This is a genomic window from Sandaracinus amylolyticus, assembly GCF_000737325.1.
Classification (GTDB): domain Bacteria; phylum Myxococcota_A; class Polyangia; order Polyangiales; family Sandaracinaceae; genus Sandaracinus; species Sandaracinus amylolyticus.
This window is the reverse complement of record NZ_CP011125.1, coordinates 5,094,143-5,115,942: the sequence shown is the minus strand read 5'-3', so window position 1 is coordinate 5,115,942 and position 21,800 is coordinate 5,094,143. Positions and strand designations below refer to the sequence as shown.

Genomic DNA, 21,800 nt, shown 5'->3' with positions numbered 1-21,800 from the left:
GTGCTGCGCCGGCTTGCTCTTCTCGCGATCCTCACGTCGCTCGCCCTCGTCTCGTGTGCCGATGCCGGCGATCCACCCGACCTCCGGATGCGCGTGCGATGGAGCCTCACCGAGCCCTCCGCGCTGCCGTCCGACGTCGATCGGATCAGCATCGACGTGTTCGTCGGCGACGACACGACGCCCGACAACTCGATCCACACGGTCGCGAACCTCGAGGACTCCGACGACAACGGGCGCCTCGATCTGATCCGCGGCGGGCTCCCGACGAACGTGCCGATCCGAATGCGCATCGTCGGCGAGGTCGGCGGCGTGCCGGCGTACGTCGGGCACGTCGGTCCGATCGTCCTGCGCGCGGGTGAGCGGCGCTACGTCGAGCCCGCGATGTACCGCGTGGGCGCGTCCACCTCGGTCGCGGCGAGCGGCGTGCGAGGGCGCGTGCTGCACAGCGCGACCGCGCTTCCCGATGGGCGCGTGCTCGTCGCGGGCGGCTTCGGCGTGAGCACGACGGCGTGCCCCGATGGTCAGCCGGAGGGCACGCGGTGCTTCGCGCTGGCAGCGAGCGACGACGCGTACGTGTTCGATCCCGCCGAGGGTCGCTTCCACGCGGTCGACGGTGGTCTGCTCGCGGCGCGCGGCGGGCACACCGCGACGGCGCTCCCCGACGGGCGCGTGCTGCTCGCGGGCGGCGCGAGCGACGCGCTGATGCTGATGACGCCGCAGGGCGCGGCGACCTCGGGCACGTACCTGATCTCGATCGTGCCCGGAGAGGACGCGTCGCTCGCGTCGTTCGAGATCTTCGATCCCGAGCTGAGCCCGGAGGTCGAGGACGTCGATGCCGACGGCGATCCCGGTCGCGGCGCGTTCGTCGGCGCCGCGGACGCGCCCACCACGCCGGGTCGCCTCGACGTCCCGCGCTTCCTCGCGACCGCATCGGCGATCCCGGGCACGGAGCGCGTGCTGATCGCGGGCGGCGAGGGGGCCGGGGCGAGCACGAGCTTCGCCGTGTTCGATGCCGATCGCGCGGGCGGCTACGGCGTGCTCGCGGCGGAGGAGGACGACGAGCTCGCGGCGTCGCGCGTCGCGGCGGGCAGCGCGGGTGTCGGCAGCGGCGCGTCGGCGGCGGTGTGGATCCTCGGCGGCAACGAAGCGCGCAGCGACGCGGACCTCGCGGAGGTGTGGTCGGGCGCGGCCGACGACGCGACGGGCGCGAGCGCGCCGGCGAACGCCGAGCCGCTGCTCTTCCCGCAGGCGATGGCGGGCGTCGCGGTGTCGCGGCCCGAGTGGAGCTTCGTGCGGCCGATCGTCGAGACGGTCGCCGGCGGGGAGCGCGTAGTCGTGATCGGCTGGTATGGCGCGCTCTGCGAGGCGGGCACGATGAACCCGGTGTTCGCGGGCGGCGCGGGCGCGGTCGAGCGGTGCGGCGGCGCACGCCGCAGCGTCACGATCGACGTCGAGACCGGCCTCGCCACGCCGGGGATGACGAACAACCCGCACGCGTTCGGCGCGAGCGCGCGGCTCGACGATGGCCGGGTGATCGTCACGGGCGGCATCGGCGCGCTCGTCTGGAGCGTGAACAACACCGTCGACGTGCTCACCGGCACGGTGGACGCGACGGGCGCCGCGGTCGTGAGCCCGACGCCGCTCCAGCTCGCCGAGGGGCGCGCGCTGCACACGACCACCGCGCTGCCCGAGGGCGGCGCGCTCACGGTGGGCGGTCTGCGCTTCGACGCGTCGGTGATGAACGCGTCGCTGCCGCAGCCCGAGGTCATCTACCTCGCGGCGCAGTGATCGATCACTCGGACGCGGTGAGCACGTAGCGCGTTCGCTTGCCCGTGCCGTCGCGGGTGATCGCGCCCGACGCGACGAGCGCGCGCAGGCGTCGTAGCGCGGTCGCTTCGGACACGCGCAGCCGCTCGGCGAGCTCGGTCGAGCGCAGCGGGCGCTCCGCGAGGAGCGCGAGGATCGGATCGCGCTCCTCGCGCTCGGGCTGCTCCGGCTCCGACGTCGTGCTCGCGACCGGCGCGTCGTGCCCTGCGTCGTCGAGGCGCACGACGCGCACGCCGCTCTGGAGCGCGTAGCCCTGCGGGGTCGTGCGGATCCACTCCGCGAGCGGGCCGAGCGTGCGGCGCAGGCGCGCGATCGCGGTGTGGATCACCGCGTCGTGGTGCTGCGGCGAGTAACGCGCGACGCGCCACACCTCGTTGATCAGCGCTTCTTTGGTGCGCTCGCCCGCGCCCAGCGCGGCCAGGAGCTCGCGCGCGTGGCCCGGGAGCTTCGTCGCGTGCACCACCGTGCCGTGATCCGCCGCGACGAGCGCGTCCGACGTGAACACGAGATCGCGCCCCGGCTCCCGCGCGATCAAGAGCGGCACGAGCCCGAGCCAGCCGCGTCGCAGCGCGACCGCGACGCGCGCCGCGTGCGGCGCATCGCTCGCGAGCAGCGCCCAGAGCGGCGACTCGTTCGCGACCGCGCTGCCGAGCGTGCGCCCGCCGTCCATCGCCTCGAGCGCGCGCGCGACGAGCCCGTCGGTGAGCCGCGCGAGCGACTCGGAGCGCGCGAGATCCGGCTCGAAGAGCCCGGTGCCGAGCACGCGATCCCACGCGATCAGCTCGGCGAGGAGGCTCCGATCGTGTCCCGCCTCGAGCGCGCGCCGGGCATCGTCGAGCGCTTCGCGCGCGTCGTCGAGCGAGCGATCGAGCCGCGCCAGCAGCGCGAGGGTGATCGAGAAGCGCGCGCGACCGCGATGGTCCGACTCGGGGATCGTGTGCTCCGCGGCGCGATCGAGCGCCTCGCGGCCGCGCTCGGCATCCCCGGAGAGCGCGCTGCGGAACGCGAGCTCGAGCCACGCCGAGCGCAGCGCGTACACGTTGCCCATGCTCGCGATCGCGACCTGGGTGAGCGCGCTCTCGACCTCGGCGTCGCGCCGCCCGTGACGGTTCTCGTAGGCGAGGCGCGCGCACTCGATCGACACGCGATGCCCCTCGAAGCCGAGCGCCATCGCGAGCTTCTCCGCCTGATCGAGCACGCGCAGCCCGGCGTTCACCTCGCCGCGCTGCACCAGCACGTGGCCGCGGAGATCGAGCGCGAGCAGGCGTCCGTACTGGAACCGCGCGCGCACCGCCTCGCGCAGCGCGCGCCGCGACGCGAGCCGCGCGCGCCCGATCCGACCGACGAAGTAGCGGAACAGCGCGATGCCCTGGAAGACGAAGAAGCGCGTCCTGGGATCGCTCGCGCCAGCGTAGCGGAGGTTGCTGCGCGCGCGGCTCTCGGCGTCCGCGTAGCGCCCCGCGTGGCAGAGCCCGACGATCGCGAAGAACTGCGACTCGACCACGATCGCGTCGGTCGACGTCGGATCGGCGCGCACGTCGTCGGCGAGCGCGAGCGCCTCGTCGATGCGACCGAGCAGCGCGAGCGACCCGACGACGCACGGAGCGTCGTCGGGCTCGAACGCCGCATCCGGAGCGTCCCACGCGCGCGCGAGCACTTCGTGGTGGAGCCCGGAGCGGAACGTCGCGCGCAAGTCGCGTCCGACCACGCGCGCAAGATTCGGCGAGCCTCGCTCGCGACGCAAGGCTCGCGTGATCAGTCGTGCTCTTCGTGATCGTCGTCGTCGTCGCCGCCGCTCGGCTCGAGCGCGGTCGCGAGATCGAACACGACGATGCCGATCGGATCCGAGACGAACGCATCGACCACGGCGCGGCGCGCGAGCGCTTCCTCGGCGTTCGCCGCGCCCGCCTCGACGGCGGTGAGCGCGGCGGCGTAGTCGATCGGGAGCGCCGTGAAGATCTCGGTGCATCGCGCCACACCCGCCGCGTCGACGGTGCACGTGCCGGTGCCGACCGCGTCGCTCAGCGTCGTGCCCTCGATCTCACGGCCCGCCACGGGGCCGACGGGGCCGCGCAGCGTCACGGTCTGATCCTCGACGCCGCTCAGATCCGGCGGGAAATCGTAGGTGAGCGTGACCTCGCCCGCGGCGACGATCACGTGCACGTCGGGCACGAAGAAGAGCGCGTGCGGCGCGAGCGCAGGATCCGCGACCGGCACCTCGTAGTAGGGCAGCGGCAGCGGCGGCGTCACGATCGCGCCGGCGTCGCCGGTCGTCTCGCGCGCCGCGTCCGGCGTGGCGCCACGGCTCTCGGAGCACGCCGAGAGCGCGAGCCCGGCGCTCATCATCCACAGCCACTTCTTCGTCCGCCGCACCCGAACCTCCGACATCGCACTGGGTGGAGAGAAGACCGTTGCGGCTCGATGCGCAACGGTTCAGCGATCGAACGGATCAGATCCCGTCGTCGTCGTCGTCACCGCCGCCACCGTGCGGCTTGCAGTACGTGACGCCGTGCTCGACCTCGCACTCCTGTCCGGACGGGCAGTCCGCGTCGCTCGTGCACGCCGCGCCCGACGGCGCGCCGTCGTCGTCGCCGCCGTGCGCCTTGCAGAACGCGACGCCGTGCTCGATCTCGCACTCCTCGCCGGACGGGCAGTCGGTGTCGACGGCGCACGTCACGCCCGAGCCGGTCGCGTCGCCGAGCGGTCGGCACACCGGGCCGCCGTCCTCGGGCTCGCACGCGTGGCGCGCGGGACAATCCGCGTGGGTGTCGCATGCGAGCGGTGCGACGGATCCCTCGGGGCCCTCCGGCGCACATCCGACGAGCATCAGCGAGCCGACGAACAGAGCACGAACGATCGAGCGCATGGTTCCTCCGTGCGACGCCGGGGAGCTCCCGAGCTGCCGCGCTCACGTGAAGGTGACCGCGCTTGCGCGTCACGCCGCTGACGGGGTCTGACCTGCGCTGACGGGAAAAACGCGGCGCGATTCCCGTCAAAACGCGTCAGCGCTCGTCAGCGGCGTGACGCGCATCCACGCGCAGCATGGGCTGCGTGGACGGCCTGGGACGGCCGTGCGTGGAGGTGGGATTGGATCAGCGCTCGTCACGGGCCCGTCGTGCCCTCGGCTTCATCGCGGCCGCTCTCGCGATCATCGCGTGCGACGACGCGCGGCCGGCGGTGGGCGACGTCGCCGACGGCGGTCCGTCGACCGACGCCGCGATGGGCAGCGAGGACGCGGCGACGCCCGAAGAGGCGCCGGGGCTCGCGGTGTACCCGGTGCGCCCGGTCGCGATCGTCGACACGCGCGCCGAGGCCGCGCCGTGCGGTGCGCACGCGGCGCTCGACGCGACGCACTCGCGCATCGACGTCTCGCTCGACGCGTGCGCCGGCCTCGAGCTCCCGCCCGGCGCGGCCGCGATCGCCGCGACGCTCACGCTCGTCCCGCGCGAGCCCGGCGCGACCATCGAGGTGCGCGCGGGCGCGCCCCAGTCCATCTCGTCGCAGCCCGTCATGCGCGCGGGCCCGCACGACGCGTGGACCAGCGGGCTGCTCACGATGCTCGGCGCGTCGCGCACGCTCCGCATCGAGTCGAGCAACGGCGCCGCGGCCGACGTGATCGTCGAGCTCACCGCGGTGCTCGCTCCGCCGGGGCCGGGCGCGCGCGGCGTGCGCTTCCTCGAACGTCCGGTGCGGCTCTACACGGCGCGATGGGACGAGGCGGGCGTGTGGCACGGCCCGACCTCGGCCGACGTCGACGAGCGGCTCGCGCTCAACGAGATCGCCGAAGAGCCGCTCGGCGCGCTTCCCGGCGACGTCGTCGGCCTGATCGGCGTGGCGCACGTCGGGCCCGACGGGCTCTGCGACGAGGGCGCGTTCGTCTCGCTCGGTCCGGCGCGCGCCGAGGGCGACACCCGCGGCCTCGCGCGCATCGCGACCTGCGCGCCCGAGTCGACGTTCCCCAGCCGCGCGAGCACCGCGTTCGTGATCGGCGCCAGCGCGTCGCAGCAGCTCGTGCTGCGCGCCGAGCGCGCCGACGCGCTCGTCTACCTCGACGTCGCCGCGTACCTCGTGCCCTACCGCGAGGGCGACGCGCTCTATCACCCGCTCGCGTCGCGCATCGGCGCGGAGATCGAGCTCGGCGTCGCGCCGCGCCAGGTCGCGTCGTCGCTCGCAGCGGGCGCGATCGCCGCGTCGGGACGCATCAGCGCGTGGAGCGCGGGCCGCGGGAGCCTCGCCGCGGGCGCCGAGCCCACCACCGACGCGCCGAGCGGTCCGCACACGACGCTCGAGCTGCGCGACGGGACGAGCACCACCGCGTTCACCACGCGCCTCGACGCGAACGGCGCGTTCGTCCTCGAGGCCGACGTCGAGGCGCGGCTCGCGCTCGCCGTCGACGCGTACTGGGCGCCCTGACGCTTCCTTCCACCGGAGACCTCCGATGATGCGACCTGCGTTCTCGTTCCTCGTGCTCTTCCTCATCGCGATCCCCGCGCGCGCTCTCGCTGCGCCGCCGTGGATCGACAGCTTCGACGTGCTCGAGGCGCCGCGCGGCGCGCGCGTGCGCATCGTCGGGAGCGACCTCGGTGATCCCGCGACGTCGCGCGTCGAGATCGGCGGCAGGCCCGCGCCGACGGCGAGGTGGACCTCGACCGGGATCACCGCGTACGTGCCCGTCGGCGCACGGATCGGTGAGACGTCGGTGCGCGTCGTGACGCCCGAAGGCGCCGATGCACGCCTGATCACGATCCTGCCGAGCACGCCCGTCGACGATCGCATCGCGTGGCGCGTGACCGGCGACGGCAGCGGCGCGGGGCACCACGCGCCGGGCGTGCGTCGCGACGGCACCGTGATCGTCGGTGACGGCGGGGGCTTCGTGTACGCGATCGATCGCGAAGGCGTCGTGCGGTGGATCGTCGACGCGGCGCGCGCCCTCGACGTCGAGTGGGCCGCCGCGGATCGTGGGCCGATCGCGGTCGGCCACGACGACGTGGCCTACGTCGCGATCACGTCGGGCACCGAGGAGCACGTGCTCGCGATCGATCGCGACGGCGCGACGGCGTGGGCGCGCACGTTCGAGAGCGGCTTCCTCAGCGCGGGCCCGAGCATCGGGCCCGAGGGCGACGTCTACGTCCTGAACTCGGCGAGCTGGGTCGTGAGCACGGATCCGCCCGGGCCGAGCAGCGGGATGATGCGCCTTCGTCACGACGACGGCGCGACCGTCTGGGCGACCCGCGGCGACCCCGTGATCACGCAGGTGCCCTTCGAGGGCGCGCCGATCGTGTTCGGCGCGTCGACGCCGGGCGGCGCGATCGACCGTGCGTTCGTCTTCGCCGAGCAGGGCGCGCTCTCGACCTCGCCGGGCGATCCCCAGCGCGATGCGCTGCGCGGGTTCGCGCTCGACGACGGTCGCGAGACCTTCGTCGCGCTCACGCTCGCGCCGTCGGGCAGCGCGTCGCCGCTCCAGGTGTGGCCCGCGGTGCGCGACGACGGAGCGGTGCTCGTGTCGAGCTTCGTGTCGTCGTCGGTCGGCCAGCGCGTGCGCTTCGCCGCTCCTTCGAGCGGTGCGTTCGTCGGCATGACGAGCGTCGAGCAGGGCGGCGGGCTCGGATCGCCGCTCGCGGGGCGCGACGGCCGCACGTTCGTGATCCGCGATCAGTCGTGGCTCGACGCGTTCGACGTCGAGGGACGGCTCGTGTGGGAGCGTCGCGTCGCGGGCGGCCCGCGCCCGAATCGTCTGGTGTTCGGCGCGGATCGGAGCGCGATCTGGATCGCGTCGCCGGGGCGCGCGATCGCGGTGTCGGCCGAGGACGGCGCGCTCGTCGACGACGTCTCGGTGCCTGCGTCGAGCGGCACGGAGACCCCGGTCGGCTGCGCGCTCGGCACCGACGACGTGCTCCGGCGCGTCTACTACGTCGGCTGCTTCGCGACCGAGGGCGCGGGGTGGGAGCTCTCGGCGATCCAGATGCTCGACGAGACGCCCGCGAACGACGATGCGGGTGTCGCGCCCGACGCGGGCATGCCGACCGAGGCCGACGCCGGCGCGATGCCCGCGATGCTTCCGAGCGGATCGGGCTGCAGCGTCGGCGCGCGCGCCGCGCACGCTCCGTGGGCGCTCCTCGCGATGCTCGCGCTGCTCCTCGTGCGCCGCGCTCAGCGCCCTGCGAGCGCGAGGACGCGCTTGTAGGCGTCCTTGCGCGGGATGCCCTCGCGCTCCGCGAGCCGATCGGCGGCCTCGCGCGTGCCGAGCCCTTCGTCGTCGAGCCACGCGCGCACCGTCTCGTCGTCGACGGGCTCATTCTCGTCCTCGGGCGCGACGTCCGGCGCCGCGACCACGAGCGTGATCTCGCCGAGCGTCCCTTCGGCGAATTTCTCGGCGAGCGCATCGAGCGAGCCGCGCGCGATCTCCTCGTGCAGCTTCGTCAGCTCGCGACACACCGCGGCCTGACGCGCGCCGCCGAGCACGCCCGCGAGATCGCGCAGCGTCGCCGCGATCCGGTTCGGCGCCTCGAAGAGCACCACCGCCCCGCGCGCCTTCGCGATCGACGCGAGGGCGCGCGTCCTCCGTCCTCCGCCGCGCGGCAGGAACCCGACGAACTCGAAGCTCGGCGCGGCGAGACCGCTCGCGACGAGCGCCGCGATCGGCGCGCTCGGCCCGGGGATCGCCTCCACCGTGATCCCTGCCTCGGCGCACGCGCGCACCAGCTCGGCGCCGGGATCGCTCACCAGCGGCGTCCCTGCGTCGCTCACGAGCGCGAGCTTCGCGCCGCCGCGCAGCTCCTCGACGATCGCGTCGATGCGCGCGCTCGGCGTGTGCGCGTGGAACGCGCGCAGCGGCGTGCCCACGCCGTGATGACGGCACAGCCCCGACGTGCGCCGCGTGTCCTCGGCGAGGATCGCGTCCGCCTCGCGCATCACGCGCAGCGCACGCAGCGTGATGTCCTCGAGATTTCCGATCGGCGTCGCGACGATCGAGAGCTTGCCGGCGCTCACGAGGGCAACGCCGAGGCTTCGACGTGCTGCTCGAGGTACGCCCGGATCTTCCCCTGGAGGCGCTTCTCGATCTGCCGCACGCGCTCGCGGCTCACGCCGAATTGCTCGCCGAGTTCCTGCAGCGTCTTCGGCTCGTCGCTCATCAGGCGCTCGCGGAAGATCACGTCTTCCTTGCCCTTCAGCGTCTGCCCGAACTCGCGGATCTTCTCGGTCAGCAGGTCCTCGAGCTCCGCGCTCGCGAGCAGCTCGTCCGCCGGCGAGTCGAGCGCCGCCAGCGTGTCGATCCGCGACGTCGGCTTTCCATCGCCGTGGCCGACCGGCGCGTCGAGCGAGAGCTCACCCGCGCCGAGACGACGATCCATCTGCACCACGTCGTCGGTGGTGACGTCGAGGTTCTTCGCGACCACCTCGGGCGTGGGATCGATCCCCATCGCCGACAGGCGCGCCTTCTCCTTCTTCAGGTTGAAGAAGAGCTTGCGCTGCGCCTGCGTCGTCCCGAGCTTCACGAGACGCCAGTTGTTCAGGATGAACCGCAGGATGTACGCGCGGATCCACCACGCCGCGTACGACGAGAGCTTCACGCCGCGGTAGGGGTCGTACTTCTTCACGGCCTGCATCAGGCCGATGTTCCCCTCCTGGATCAGGTCGAGGATGTTGCGGTACGCGCGGCGGTAGTCGTACGCGATCTTCACGACGAGCCGCAGGTTCGACGTGACCAGCTTGCGCGCCGCCTCGACGTCGCCGCTCTCCACGTACTTCACCGCGAGCTCGTGCGTCTGCTCGGGCGTGAGCAGCGAGTAGCGCTGCACGTCGCGCATGTACGCCTGGAGCGGGTCCTGCGTCGTGAGCGCGGCGCCGGTGGCGGGGCGCGCGGGGAGCGGCTCCGCGAGATCGACCTCGTCGACGACCTCGCCCTCGACGACGACGTCGCCCTCGAGCGCCTCGTCGTCGTCGCGCGGCTCCTGCTCCGACGCCTCCGAGCCCTCGTCGTCGTCGCGTGCTTCTTCGCGCTCGTCCACGACCTCGCCCGCGAGCACGTCGTCCGTGCTCTCGCTCTCCTCGTCGGAGCGCTTCGCCTTGGGTGTCTTGCGGGCCATGAGGTACTCCGTCTGGGGCGCGGGCCAGTTTGGTGCAAGGGCGGGGCCGGGGACAAGCACGCGAGAACGCGTGATCCCGGGCTCAACGCGCTCGCTCGTAGATCACTTCGTCGCGCTGTCCGGGCGCGAGCATTTCGTACCCGGAGCCCTCGCGTCGCAGCGCGGACTCCTCGGACGTCCCGCGTCGCACCACGACCCACTCCGCGTCGATCTCGCGCAGTCGATCGAGGAACGCGGTCGAGCTCGGGGCGGGAACGAACACCACGCGGTTGCTCATGCGCTCGTTCCAGAGGTTCGCGAGGAACGAGACCTCGTCGGAGAACGCGACCACGTCTCCGTCGGCGATGCGCTCGGTGCGCAGCCGGCTCGACTCGGCCGGGAGCAGGTTGAGGCTCGCGGGCTGCTCGGCGCGCTCGCGCGGGCTCATCTGCGCGAGCTCGAGCGCGCGCGTGACCGTCACGTCCCACCCCGGCGCGGCCCAGAAGAGCGTGATCAGGTTCAGCGTGACCATCGCCCCGAGCGCGCCCTCACCGAGCCCGCGCCGCGCGCGACCGCCGAGGAGCCACAGCACGACGAGCAGCGCGCCTGCCGGCATCGGGAGCGCGTAGCGACCCCACTGGTATGCCGGCGACGTGAGCAGCGTCAGCGCGCACACGCCGAGCACCACGCCGATGCGCGTGAGCTCGAGCAGCTCCCGGCGGCGCCGCAGGCCGATCGCGGCGAACGCCGCGCCGAGCATGCGCATCAGCCCGAGCACGAAGAGCGGCAGCGCGACGAACGTCAGCGAGTAGCCGTACGCGTGGCGTCGGGTGTCGTGATAGTCCTCGCCGGGCCGCGGCGCGCCGAACATCTCCTCGAGCTGCTGCGCGAGCGGCCAGTGATCGTTCGTGAGGTCGTGCGGGCCCTCGAGCGTCACGTCGAGCAGCGCGCTGTGGTAGCGCAGCGGCCAGATCGGGTTCCCGTGTCGCTCGAAGTTGCGCCAGTAGGGAGGCGCGACGAGCACGATCGTGAGCGCGAGGCCCGCGATCGCGTGCCCCACGATGCGCGCGCTGCGCGCACGGATCGCGTGCGCGACGACGCCGACCAGCCCGATCGAAGCGAGCACGCCGACGAAGAAGAGCCCGTTCGCTTTCGTGCCGCCGAGCACGCCGAGCGAGAGCGACGCCATCCACACGTCGCGCGCCGAGAGGCTCGGCCGGGTCACGAAGTGCACGCTCGCGAGGAAGGTCGCGAGGACCGTGAGATCCACGTACGTGCTGCGCAGCTGGAGCACCGCCGCGGGGATCGTCACCAGCACGCACGCGAGCCCGAGCGCGCCCATGCGCCACGACGATCCGCGCGCGGCGATCACGTAGAACGCGAGCAGCGAGATCGCGCCCATCACGCTCGGCACGACGTCGATGAGGCGCCGATCGCCGAACACCGTGGTCCAGAGCAGGAAGTGCTCGGACGTGCGCGGATAGCCGTTCACCCACTCGAGCTGGATCGGCACCTCGACGAGCCCGAAGCCGCGGTTCTGCAGGGCGAACCCGACCATCGGCTCGTGGTACCAGACGCCGTCCCACGACCCGCTCGGCGCGAGCCACGCGAGCCACGCCGTCCACGCGAAGATCCCGAGCGTGAACGGCAGCGCGACCACGACCACGCTGCGCGCGCGCCACGCCTCGCGCATCGCGTCGACCGGCAGCATCACGATCTCGCGCGTCGCGTGCGCGAGCCGGCGCGGATCACGCCGCATCGTGATCACGATCGGGACGATCGAGAGGATCACGACCGAGCCCGCGAGGCTCGCGGCCGTGAGCACGTTCATCCAGCCCAGCGCGTGGATGCTGCCCGCGACGATCGCGAGCGCGACGACGCACGCCGCGAGCGCGCGCTCGGCGCGGCTCTCCGGATACAGCCGGTCGGCGACGGCGACGCCGGAGAGGAACGCGAGCGCGGTCAGGAGGATGAGCACCAGCACTCGACGGCCCGAAAGCGGCGGAAGAGTGGCCCACGCGTGTGCAGGCGCGCAAGCGAGGTGGACGGATCGCAGGACCGCGGACAAAAGCAGCGCCGATGTCGTTCGTGTTCGCGGTGGTGCGCCCCGGCGTCGAGGCGTGGGCGAAGAGCGAGGTCGCGCGGGCGCGGCCGGCGTGGCGCTTCGCGTACGGGCGCGCCGGGCTCGTCACGTGGAAGCGCGACGCCGCTTCGACCGAGGATGCGTCCAGCGAGGACGCGCTCACGGTGGTCGCGCGGGTGTGGGGCCGGGGCGTCGGCGTCGCGAAGAGCGTCGACGACGTCGTGCGGATCGCGCGTGAGGAGGCGAGGGCAGGGCGCCTTCGGCTGCACGTCTTCGCGCGCGGGAAGAAGGGCGCCGAGGAGCTCGCGCCGGAGGAAGAGGAGCGCGCGCGAGGCATCGAGCGCGAGCTGCGCGCGCAGCTGTCCGACGAGATCGAGCGCGATGCGCGCGCCGAGCGCGGCGACCGCGTGCTCGACGTGATCGTCGGTGAGGACGATCTCTACGTCGGCGTGCACGTGCATCGCGCGGGCGCGATCGCGTGGCCCGGTGGGCGCATCCCGATCGACGTGCCCGCGGGCTCGCCGTCCCGCGCGTACCGCAAGGTCGAGGAGATGATCGTGTGGGGCGACGTCCCGGTGCGTGCCGGCGACGTTGCCATCGAGGTCGGCGCCGCGCCCGGCGGTGCGGCGTACGCGCTCGCGCGTCGCGGCGTGAGCGTGGTCGCGATCGATCCCGCGGAGATGGACCCGCACGTGCTCGCCTATCGAGGTCCGGGCGACGCGCGCGTCACGCACCTCGCGAAGCCGGTCGGCGCGGTGACGCGCGACGAGCTGCCGCACGATGCGCGCTGGCTGCTCTCGGATCTCAACCTCGCGCCGCCGGTCGCGCTGCGCTACGCGGCACGCATCGCGAGCACGACGCGCGTCGAGGGCGCGATCCTCACGCTCAAGATGAACGACGCCGCGATGATCGCGTCGATCCCCGCGCTGCTCGAGAAGGCGCGCGCGATCGTCCCCGGGGCGGATGCGCGCGCGATCCAGCTGCCCGCGCACCGCCAGGAGATCGGCGTGCTCGTGATCAGACCGCGCTCAGCCGCGGCCGATCGAGCGGGGCGAGCGCGACCGGGCGCAGCACCGCGACGAGCTCCTCGTACTCGCTGAAGAGCGCGCACTCGATCGCGATCCGTCCGTCGGGCAGTCGCTTCGACCACACGTACGTCGGGTCGACGTGGGCGCGCTGCTTGTCGCCCTCGGGCACGCGCCACGAGAGCCCGGCGAACTCGCGCTCGCTCAGCATCGACTCGAGCCCTTCCTCGTCGACGAAGCCGCTCGCGACGGTGCACTGCACGTGCTCGAGCTCGTTGAGGACCTCGAGGGGATCGACGTTGCGACCGATCCCGACGGTCTCCGCGAACGGCAGATCCTTCATCAGCTCGGACGGCTGCGCGCACTGCTCGACGGCGAGCGCGAGCTTGCCGCGGCCCTGCTTCTCGATGGTCCCGATCGCGACGAGCCCGTCGCGCATCGCTTCCTCGAGCAGGTCCACGTCGCCGTCGCGGAACATGTCGACCAGCTCGAGCCCGATGTCGATCGGCAGCACGAGGTACGCGTCCTCGTCGGACACGTGGAACGGCGGATCGAGCGGGAGCATCCCCTCACCGCGCTCGCGCACGGCCGCGATCAGCTCGCCGTCGGCGAACACGACGCTCAGCGGGACACCGCGGATCAGCTCGGCGAGCGTGGGCTCGCGCGTGGAGACGGCAAACATGCGCCGGACGCTACGGACGCGGAGATCGCGACGCAACTTTCTGCGCGACGCGCGATCTCGGCCCGCGCTTGACGGCAGGTTCGGTTGCATTCATTGTTTGGTCAGCCAACCAAGAAACTCGCATGGCACGTCCATCGAACACCAGCGCGCGCCGCGCCGAGATCGTCGATGCGCTCCTCCGGGTGCTCGCCGAGCGCGGCTGGGCCGCGGCGACGACCGCCGAGATCGCGCGCGCCGCGGGCATGACGCCGGGGCTGCTGCACTATCACTTCGCGTCGAAGCAGGAGATCCTGCTCGCGCTCGTCGAGCGGCTCACCGCGACGCTCGAGGCGCGCTTCGAGCGACGCGCCGAGCGAGCCGGCGACGATCCGCGCGCGCGGCTCTTCGCGCTGCTCGACGCGCACGTCGCGCAGGGCGACGACGCCGACCCTGCCGCGGTCGCGAGCTGGGCCGCCATCGCCGCGGAGGCCGGGCACCAGCCCGAGGTCCGCGACGTCTACGCGCGCGCCATCGCGAAGCAGCTCGACGCGATCGACGACCTCGTCTCCGCGACGCTGCGCGCGGAAGGTCGCGAGGTGCGCGGCGCGCGCCGCATCGCCGCGGGCCTGCTCGCCGCGATCGAGGGCTCGTATCGCATCGCCGCGTCTGCGCCGGGCGTGCTCCCCGAGGGCTTCGCCGCGCCGACGATCACGCGCATCGCGGAAGGGCTCCTGGCTTCTCAACCCAAGGCACGACGATGACGCGGACGGGGCGGCTCGTGGTGCTCGGCGCGCTCTACTTCGCGCAGGGGCTCCCATTCGGCTTCTTCGTGCAGGCGCTGCCCGTCGTGCTGCGCGAGCGCGGCGTGTCGCTCTCGCTGATCGGGCTCTCGTCGCTGCTCGCCATGCCGTGGGCGCTCAAGCCGCTGGTCGCGCCGCTCGTCGATCGTGCGCGCACTCGCCGCGCGTGGATCGTCCCGCTGCAGATCACGAGCGCGCTCCTGCTCGCACTCGCTGCGCTCGCGTCGCCCGAGGCGAGCCTGCCCGCGCTCTTCGTGATCGTCGCGCTGACGAACCTCGCGGCCGCGGCGCAGGACATCGCGACCGACGCGCTCGCCGTCGATCTCCTTCCCGAGGACGAGCGCGGCCTCGGCAACGGCCTGCAGGTCGCGGGTTATCGCGTCGGGATGATCGCGGGCGGCGGCGTGGTGCTCGGCGCGATGGCGCACATCGGATGGGCGCCCGCGATGCTCGCCCTCGGCGCGACGCTCGCGCTCGCGACCATCCCGCTCCTGATCACGCACGAGCCCGCGCGCACGCCCGCGCCGCTGCGTCCGACGAACACCGCGCTGCGCGACGCCGCATCGCGACCGGGCGCGCTGCGCTGGCTGCGCGTGCTCGTGCTGTTCAAGGCGGGCGAGGCGCTCGCCACGGCGATGGCGCGCCCGATGCTCGTCGATCGTGGGCTCGACGCGGGCGATCTCGCGGCGCTGCTCGGCGGCACCGGCTTCGCCGCGGGCCTCGCCGGCGCGCTGATCGGCGGCGCGCTCGTGCCGCGGCTCGGGCGTCGTCGCGCGCTCGCGATCTTCGGCGCGCTGCAGGTCGCCGGCATCGCGACGTGGCTCGTGCCCGCCACCGGCGTGCGGTCACTCGTGGCGCTGCACGTGGTCGTCGCGATCGAGCACGTCTTCGCCGGGATGGCGACCGCGGCGCTCTTCACCGCGATGATGGACGCGTGCCGGCCCGCGCACGCGGCGACCGACTACGCGCTCCAGGCGAGCGTCGTCGTGCTCGCGACCGGCATCGCGTCGGCGCTCGGCGGTGTCAGCGCCGAGCACCTCGGGTACGTCGGTCACTTCGTGCTCGCGATCGCGCTCGCGGTCATCGGTCTCGCCGACGTCGTGCGCGTGCCGGTCGCGACCTCGCCCTCGTTCGCGTGAAGAAGAGGAGAGCCATGACGATCGCGGTGTATGCCGGCACGTTCGATCCGCTCACCGAGGGGCACGTCTCGGTGGTGCGCCAGGCCGTGCGCCTCTTCGCGCACGTGCGCGTGCTCGTCGCGGTGCATCCCACCAAGAAGCCGCTCTTCACCGCCGACGAGCGCGTCGCGATGATCCGGGAGGCGCTCGCGATGATGCCCACGGTGAGCGTCGCGTGGACGTCGAAGCTCGTCATCGAGCACGCCCGCGCGATCGGCGCGACGCACCTGGTGCGCGGCCTGCGCGACGCGGCGGATGCAGCGTGGGAGACCGATCTGGCGCGGCAGAACCGCGAGCTCGCGCCGGACCTCAGCACGATCATGCTGCCTGCCGAGGCGCACCTCGCGAAGGTCTCGTCCTCCGAGCTCAAGGCGCGCGCAGCGCGCGGCGACGATCTCGAGCCGTGGTGCCCGCCTTCGATCGCGGCGCACCTGCGCACGCGCATCGCGGAGCAGGCGCGATGAGGCTCGTGCCGCTCGGCGTCGGGGACGCGTTCTCCGAGCGCTGGTACTCGACGTCGTTCGCGATCGAGAGCGAGGGCGCGCTGATCCTCGTCGACTGCCCGCATCCGATCCGCAAGATGCTCCGCGAGGCGCGCGAGACGTCGGGGCTCGATCTACGGCTCGAGCGCGTGTCCGCGGTCGTGCTGACGCACCTGCACGCGGATCACGCGTCGGGCCTCGAGGGCTACGGCTACTTCTCGCACTTCGCGCTCGGCAAGAAGGCGCGCGTCGCCGCGCATCCCGCGGTGATCGCGCGCGCCTGGGACGGACATCTCGCGGCGGGCATGGAGCGGCTCGAGACCGCGTCGGGGCTGCGCGCGATGCGCTTCGACGACTACTTCGAGCACGTCGCGCTCGACACGACGCGCGTGGTCTCGATCGGGCCGTTCGAGATCGAGTGCCGCGGCACGCACCACCACGTGCCCACCACCGCCCTGAGGATCCGCGCCGGGGGTCGCTCGCTCGGTCTGTCCGCGGACACGTCGTTCGATCCCAAGCTGATCGCGTGGCTCGCGCAGGCCGACCTCGTGGTGCACGAGACCAACCTCGGGACCCACACGCCGTACGAGTCGCTCGCCGCCCTCGACGCCGCGCTGCGTGCGAAGATGCGGCTCGTGCACTTCCCCGACTCGTTCGACCTCGCGGCGTCGAACATCGAGTGTCTCGAGCAGGGCCGCGCGTACGAGGTCTGAATGCGACGACGCGCGACGCTGCGGACACTCGGCCTCGCGACGCTCGCGGCGCGCACGCTCGGCGTCGCGCCCATGCTCGGCGGGTGCGGCGACGACGAACCGCCGCGCGACGCGACCATCACGCTGGGCCCATGGCCGGTCATGCCCACGGCGCGCTCGATCGCGATCTGGTGCGAGACCGACGTGGCACCCGAGGACGCCGAGATCGTCGGCGTCGGCACCGCGCCCTTCGAGGCGATCGCGGATGGCCTCTTCCTCGCGCGCATCGAGGGCCTGACGCCCGACACCGAGCACCGCTTCGTCGTGCGCGCGGGCGACGCGACGCACGAAGGATCGTTCCGCACGATGCCGGAGCGTGATGGCCTCGTGCGCTTCGCGATCGGCGCCGACATCCATCCCGACAGCGCGCCCTACGTCGCGTTCGATCGGATCCGCGCGCTCTCGCCGCACCTCTACCTCGGGCTCGGGGATCAGGTGTACGCGGACCTCGATCCGAGCGGGATGATCCCCGCGACGCGCGACGGGTACGAGGCGCTCTACCGCCGCACGTGGGACGACGACGCGCTGCGCGCGTGCTGGGCGAACGTGCCCACGCTGCTCGTGTGGGACGACCACGAGTCGTGGAACGACTTCGACGGAACGCTCGACGCGGAGCGGACCGAGGTCGCGCGCGACGCGTACGAGCGCATGCAGCGCTCGCGCTCTCCGAGCAACGAAGAGTGGACGGTCCTCGACGCCGGACCAGCGAGCCTCTTCGTGCTCGACACACGCACGTTCCGCTCGCCCAACGTCGCGCTCGACGGACCGCGCAAGACGATGCTCGGCGACGCACAGCTCGCTGCGCTGATCACGTGGCTCGAGACGAGCGACGCGCCGCTGCGCGTGATCGCATCGCCCACGCCGCTCCATCGCTACGCCGACACCGGCCTCGACGCGTGGGCGCACGGCTTCGCGTTCGAGCGCGACGTGATCCTGCGCGCGATCGAGGCGAACGATCCGAGCACTGTTCTCGTGGTCAGCGGCGATCAGCACTGGCCCGCGGTGGTCGAGCTCCCGCTGCCCGGCGGCGGCACCGTGCTCGAGCTGCAGTGCACGCCGACCGCCGCGTTCTTCCGCGGCGCGCCGGCGCCGGAGACGCTCGGGCCCGATGCGCTCTTCGTCGGCCGCGATCAGCGCGGCTTCGGGTGGCTCGAGATCGACGGCGCGACCGCGCCTCCGACGATCTCGTTCGCGTGGATCGACGAGCTCGGCACCGAGCGCTTCGCGCTCGTGCGCCCGTGATCCGGCGCCACTTCCCCGGCTGTCGCGACGGAGCTACACCCCGCGCTTCCTCATGCTCTTCTCCTCGGTCTCGGTGGCGAGCGTGGCGTACGTCGACGCGCCGCATCGCGTGAGCTCCCGCGAGCTCGAGGATCGGCTCTCGCCGCTCTTGAAACGGCTCGGGCTCGCGCCGGGGATCATCGCGTCGCTCTCGGGCGTGCAGGCACGTCGCTTCTGGGACGAGGGCGTGCAGCCGAGCGAGGTCGCCGCGCAGGCGGGCGAGAAGGCCATCGTCGCGTCGGGCATCGATCGCGCGCGCATCGGCGTGCTCGTGAACACCAGCGTCTGTCGCGACTTCGTCGAGCCCTCGACCGCGTCGATCGTGCATCGTCATCTCGGGCTCTCGCCGCGCTGCCGCAACTTCGATCTCGCGAACGCGTGCCTCGGGTTCCTCGACGGGATGGAGCTCGTCGCGGCGATGATCGAGCGCGGTGCGATCGACGCGGCGCTCGTCGTCGACGGAGAGGGCAGTCGGTTCGCGGTCGAGAAGACGATCGATCGTCTCAACGCGAGCGGCGATGCGCGCGCTCTCGGCGAGGAGTTCGCGACGCTCACGCTGGGATCGGGCGCGGCCGCGATGGTGCTGTGCCGCCGTGATCTCGCGCCCGCGGCCCACGCGTTCCGCGGCGGCGTGTCGCTCGCGGCGACCGACTGGAACCACCTCTGCCGCGGTCACGCGGACCGCATGGTCACCGACGCGCAGAAGCTCCTCACGCAGGGGCTCGACCTCGCGTCGAAGACGTTCGAGCTCGCGCGCACCGAGCTCGGCTGGAGCCCCGACGTGCTCGACGAGGTCGTCATCCACCAGGTCAGCCGACAGCACACCGAGAAGCTCGCCGCGCAGCTCGGTGTCGCGCCCGCGAAGATCCACGCGATTTTCCCGGAGCACGGCAACGTGGGGCCCGCGTCGGTGCCGATGGTGCTCGCGAAGGCCGCGGAGATCGGGCGCCTCCGCAGCGGAATGCGCGTGGCGCTCATGGGCATCGGCAGCGGCCTCAACTGCGCGATGGCGGAGATCGTCTGGTGAGCGTCTCGATCGATCGGCGCGTCTATCCCTTCGAAGGTCGTCGCTTCGACCGCGGCGGCGGGATTCGCATGCACTACCTCGACGAGGGCCCGCGCGACGCGCCGCCGATCGTGATGGTGCACGGCAACCCGAGCTGGTCGATCTACTTCCGCGCGCTCGTGCTCGCGCTGCGTGAGACGCATCGCTGCATCGTCCCGGACCACGTCGGGATGGGGCTCTCCGACAAGCCGAACGACGTCGACTACGAGTACACGCTCGCGTCGCGCATCGACGATCTCGGGAAGCTCCTCGATCACCTCGGCGTGAACCGCGAGATCACGCTCGTCGTGCACGACTGGGGCGGCGGCATCGGCTTCGGATGGGCGACGCGCCACGCGGATCGCGTCGCGCGGCTCGTGGTGCTCAACACCGCGGCGTTCCACCTGCCGCAGAGCAAGACGTTCCCCGCGGCGCTGCGCCTGACGCGCACGCCGCTCGGCGCGCTGATGGTGCGCGGCGGGAACGCGTTCGCGCGCGGCGCCGCGTACACGTGCGTGACGCGCAAGCCGATGTCGCCCGAGCTGCGTCGCGCGTACCTCGCGCCTTACTCCGATTGGAGCTCGCGGATCGCGACGCTGCGCTTCGTGCAGGACATCCCGCTCCAGCCGAGCGATCGCGCGTACGCGCGCATCGACGAGATGGCCGCGGGGCTCGCGCAGTTCCGGCAGACGCCGACGCTGATCGCGTGGGGGATGCGCGACTTCGTGTTCGATCATCACTTCCTCGCGGAGTGGGAGAAGCGGATGCCGCACGCCGAGGTGCATCGCTTCGAGGACGCGGGGCACTACGTCCTCGAGGACGTGCCCGAGGTGATCGTGCTGCTCGTGAAGCGCTTCCTCGCCGATCATCCGCTCGCGCGCGAGCGCGCGGCGTGAGCGTCGACTCCGCGAACATCGCAGCGCACCTGCCGCGCGTCGCGCGCGATCAGCCGTTCACACCGGCGGTGTTCGCGCCCGCGGGACGCGATGCGCGCGGCCGTCCGCGCTACGTGCACTGGACCTATCGCCAGCTCGACGAGGAGAGCGATCGTCTCGCGCGCGGACTGCGCGACGTGGGCATCGGGCCCGGCGTGCGCACCGTGCTGATGGTCCCACCCTCGCTCGATCTCTTCGCGATGGTGTTCGCGCTGTTCAAGGTCGGCGCGCCGCTCGTGATGGTCGATCCCGGCATGGGCACGAAGCACCTCGGCGAGTGCCTCGATCGCGCGGAGCCGCGCGCGTTCGTCGGCATCCCGAAGGCACACGCCGCGCGCGCCGTGCTCGGGTGGGCGAAGCGCACGGTCGAGATCACGGTGAACGTCGCGCCGCGCTGGGCGCGGCCGATCGCGGGCCGCCGCGCGTTCTCGATCGACGACCTGCGCGAGCGCGGCGAGCGCACTTCGCAGCGATCGATGGCGGAGGTCGCGCCCGACGACCTCGCCGCGATCCTCTTCACCAGTGGCTCGACGGGCCCGCCGAAGGGCGCGCTCTATCGCCACGCGACGTTCAGCGCGCAGGTCGAGTCGATCCGCGCGATGTACGACATTCGTCCGGGCGAGATCGATCTCCCGACGTTCCCGCTCTTCGCGCTCTTCGATCCCGCGCTCGGCATGGTCACGGTCCTGCCCGACATGGACGCGACGCGCCCCGCCGAGGTCGATCCGCGCCACATCGTCGAGGCGATCGAGGGCTTCGGCGTGACGAACATGTTCGGCTCGCCCGCGCTGCTCGACACGGTGTCGCGCTGGGCAGTCCCGAAGGGCATTCGTTTCTCCTCGCTGCGCCGCGTGATCTCCGCGGGCGCGCCGGTGGCGCCGCGCATCCTCGAGCAGTTCGCGAAGCTGCTGCCCGAGGGCGCGCGCATCCACACGCCGTACGGCGCGACCGAGTCGCTGCCGGTGGCGACCATCGCGCACGACGAGGTGCTCGGCGAGACGCGCGCGCGCACCGAGCGCGGCGAGGGCATCTGCGTCGGTCGCGCGGTGCCGTCGGCGCGCGTGGAGGTGATCGCGATCACCGACGATCCGATCGCGCGCTGGGACGAGGCGCGCGTGCTGCCCGACGGCGAGATCGGCGAGATCGTGGTGCGCGGCCCGCAGGTCACGCACGCATACGTCGGCGCGCCGGACCACACCGCGCGCGCGAAGATCGACACGTCCGGGGGCATCGCGCACCGCATGGGCGATCTCGGGTGGCGCGATGCGAGCGGCCGCATCTGGTTCTGCGGCCGCAAGTCGCACCGTGTCGTGCTCGACGACGGAACGACGCTCTTCACGATCCCGTGCGAGGGCCCGTTCAACGCGCACTCGGACGTGAGGCGCAGCGCGCTCGTCGCGGCGAAGCTCGCGGGCCGCACCGTCCCGGTGATCATCGTCGAGCCGTGGCGCGCGATGTCCGCGGCCGAGCGCGCGCGCCTGGTCACGGAGCTCGGCGAGATCGCGCGCTCGAACGAGCGCACCAAGCGGATCGAACACTTCCTCGTGCACGAGAAGTTCCCGGTGGACGTGCGCCACAACGCGAAGATCCGCCGCGAAGACCTCGGCCCCTGGGCGACCGAGCAGCTGTCGCGTTGATACGCCTCTTCCGGCGCGCGGTCGGACG

19 protein-coding genes are annotated in these 21,800 nt (G+C 72.8%); 12 read left to right on the top strand and 7 right to left on the bottom strand.

Annotated features, from left to right (window positions below; translation table 11 throughout):
* A complete protein-coding gene (locus DB32_RS21705) occupies nt 1–1,788 on the top strand; it encodes a Kelch repeat-containing protein (RefSeq protein WP_053234564.1) in 1,788 nt (595 codons plus the stop codon).
* A 4-nt stretch (nt 1,789–1,792) separates the two neighbouring features.
* Here the strand turns inward: DB32_RS21705 and DB32_RS21700 are convergent, their stop codons facing one another.
* The 3 genes from DB32_RS21700 to DB32_RS21690 all read right to left on the bottom strand — a co-directional run bounded on the left by DB32_RS21700 (nt 1,793) and on the right by DB32_RS21690 (nt 4,693).
* Nucleotides 1,793–3,535, bottom strand: a complete 1,743-nt coding sequence (locus tag DB32_RS21700; RefSeq protein WP_053234563.1) for an ArsR family transcriptional regulator — start codon at nt 3,533–3,535, stop codon at nt 1,793–1,795.
* A gap of 47 nt (nt 3,536–3,582) precedes the next feature.
* Nucleotides 3,583–4,200 carry a hypothetical protein gene (locus DB32_RS48400; protein ID WP_169791509.1) on the bottom strand — a complete coding sequence of 206 codons (618 nt, stop codon included), beginning with the start codon at nt 4,198–4,200 and terminating at the stop codon, nt 3,583–3,585.
* 76 nt (nt 4,201–4,276) lie between these two features.
* A complete protein-coding gene (locus DB32_RS21690; RefSeq protein WP_053234561.1) occupies nt 4,277–4,693 on the bottom strand; it encodes a hypothetical protein in 417 nt (138 codons plus the stop codon).
* Nucleotides 4,694–4,914: 221 nt separating this feature from the next.
* On the opposite strand from DB32_RS21690, the gene DB32_RS21685 reads away from it, so the two are divergent.
* On the top strand, nt 4,915–6,240 hold the full coding sequence (locus DB32_RS21685; RefSeq protein WP_157069266.1) for a hypothetical protein: 1,326 nt from the start codon (nt 4,915–4,917) through the stop codon (nt 6,238–6,240).
* A gap of 25 nt (nt 6,241–6,265) precedes the next feature.
* A complete protein-coding gene (locus DB32_RS21680) occupies nt 6,266–8,011 on the top strand; it encodes an IPT/TIG domain-containing protein (RefSeq protein ID WP_053234559.1) in 1,746 nt (581 codons plus the stop codon).
* Here DB32_RS21680 and rsmI read toward each other — a convergent pair.
* The 3 genes from rsmI to DB32_RS21665 all read right to left on the bottom strand — a co-directional run bounded on the left by rsmI (nt 7,978) and on the right by DB32_RS21665 (nt 11,877).
* Nucleotides 7,978–8,817, bottom strand: coding sequence for a 16S rRNA (cytidine(1402)-2'-O)-methyltransferase (rsmI, locus tag DB32_RS21675; protein ID WP_053234558.1), 840 nt, complete (start codon nt 8,815–8,817; stop codon nt 7,978–7,980). The two genes, DB32_RS21680 and rsmI, sit on opposite strands and share 34 nt — an antisense overlap.
* Complete coding sequence (locus DB32_RS21670; RefSeq protein WP_083457598.1) at nt 8,814–9,914, bottom strand: RNA polymerase factor sigma-32; 1,101 nt, start codon at nt 9,912–9,914, stop codon at nt 8,814–8,816. The genes rsmI and DB32_RS21670 overlap by 4 nt, the downstream gene beginning before the upstream one ends.
* An 82-nt stretch (nt 9,915–9,996) precedes the next feature.
* Nucleotides 9,997–11,877 carry a hypothetical protein gene (locus DB32_RS21665; protein WP_053234557.1) on the bottom strand — a complete coding sequence of 627 codons (1,881 nt, stop codon included), beginning with the start codon at nt 11,875–11,877 and terminating at the stop codon, nt 9,997–9,999.
* A gap of 95 nt (nt 11,878–11,972) precedes the next feature.
* Here DB32_RS21665 and DB32_RS21660 point away from each other — a divergent pair, with 95 nt between their 5' ends.
* Nucleotides 11,973–13,076 carry a class I SAM-dependent methyltransferase gene (locus DB32_RS21660; RefSeq protein ID WP_053234556.1) on the top strand — a complete coding sequence of 368 codons (1,104 nt, stop codon included), beginning with the start codon at nt 11,973–11,975 and terminating at the stop codon, nt 13,074–13,076.
* Here the strand turns inward: DB32_RS21660 and DB32_RS21655 are convergent.
* Entirely contained in the window at nt 12,994–13,683 is a 690-nt protein-coding gene (locus DB32_RS21655; protein WP_053234555.1) for a hypothetical protein, read from the bottom strand. The two genes, DB32_RS21660 and DB32_RS21655, sit on opposite strands and share 83 nt — an antisense overlap.
* A 122-nt stretch (nt 13,684–13,805) precedes the next feature.
* Here DB32_RS21655 and DB32_RS21650 point away from each other — a divergent pair, with 122 nt between their 5' ends.
* The 8 genes from DB32_RS21650 (at nt 13,806) to DB32_RS21615 (ending at nt 21,772) form a co-directional block, all read left to right on the top strand.
* Complete coding sequence (locus DB32_RS21650) at nt 13,806–14,423, top strand: TetR/AcrR family transcriptional regulator (RefSeq protein ID WP_053234554.1); 618 nt, start codon at nt 13,806–13,808, stop codon at nt 14,421–14,423.
* Nucleotides 14,420–15,601 (top strand): MFS transporter, encoded by a 1,182-nt coding sequence (locus DB32_RS21645; RefSeq protein WP_053234553.1) that lies wholly within the window; start codon nt 14,420–14,422, stop codon nt 15,599–15,601. Before DB32_RS21650 ends, DB32_RS21645 begins: the two co-directional genes overlap by 4 nt.
* Before the next feature lie 14 nt (nt 15,602–15,615).
* Nucleotides 15,616–16,104, top strand: a complete 489-nt coding sequence (gene coaD / locus DB32_RS21640; protein ID WP_053234552.1) for a pantetheine-phosphate adenylyltransferase — start codon at nt 15,616–15,618, stop codon at nt 16,102–16,104.
* Nucleotides 16,101–16,835 carry an MBL fold metallo-hydrolase gene (locus DB32_RS21635; RefSeq protein ID WP_053238894.1) on the top strand — a complete coding sequence of 245 codons (735 nt, stop codon included), beginning with the start codon at nt 16,101–16,103 and terminating at the stop codon, nt 16,833–16,835. Before coaD ends, DB32_RS21635 begins: the two co-directional genes overlap by 4 nt.
* Nucleotides 16,836–18,116: an alkaline phosphatase D family protein gene (locus tag DB32_RS21630; protein WP_053234551.1), complete on the top strand. Its 1,281-nt coding sequence runs from the start codon at nt 16,836–16,838 to the stop codon at nt 18,114–18,116. It abuts the gene before it with no gap.
* A gap of 52 nt (nt 18,117–18,168) precedes the next feature.
* Entirely contained in the window at nt 18,169–19,182 is a 1,014-nt protein-coding gene (locus DB32_RS21625) for a 3-oxoacyl-ACP synthase III (protein ID WP_053234550.1), read from the top strand.
* Between the two features lie 68 nt (nt 19,183–19,250).
* Nucleotides 19,251–20,096, top strand: coding sequence for an alpha/beta fold hydrolase (locus tag DB32_RS21620; protein WP_083458536.1), 846 nt, complete (start codon nt 19,251–19,253; stop codon nt 20,094–20,096).
* Nucleotides 20,093–21,772, top strand: coding sequence for a fatty acid CoA ligase family protein (locus DB32_RS21615; RefSeq protein WP_053234548.1), 1,680 nt, complete (start codon nt 20,093–20,095; stop codon nt 21,770–21,772). The genes DB32_RS21620 and DB32_RS21615 overlap by 4 nt, the downstream gene beginning before the upstream one ends.
* Nucleotides 21,773–21,800: the final 28 nt, after the last annotated feature.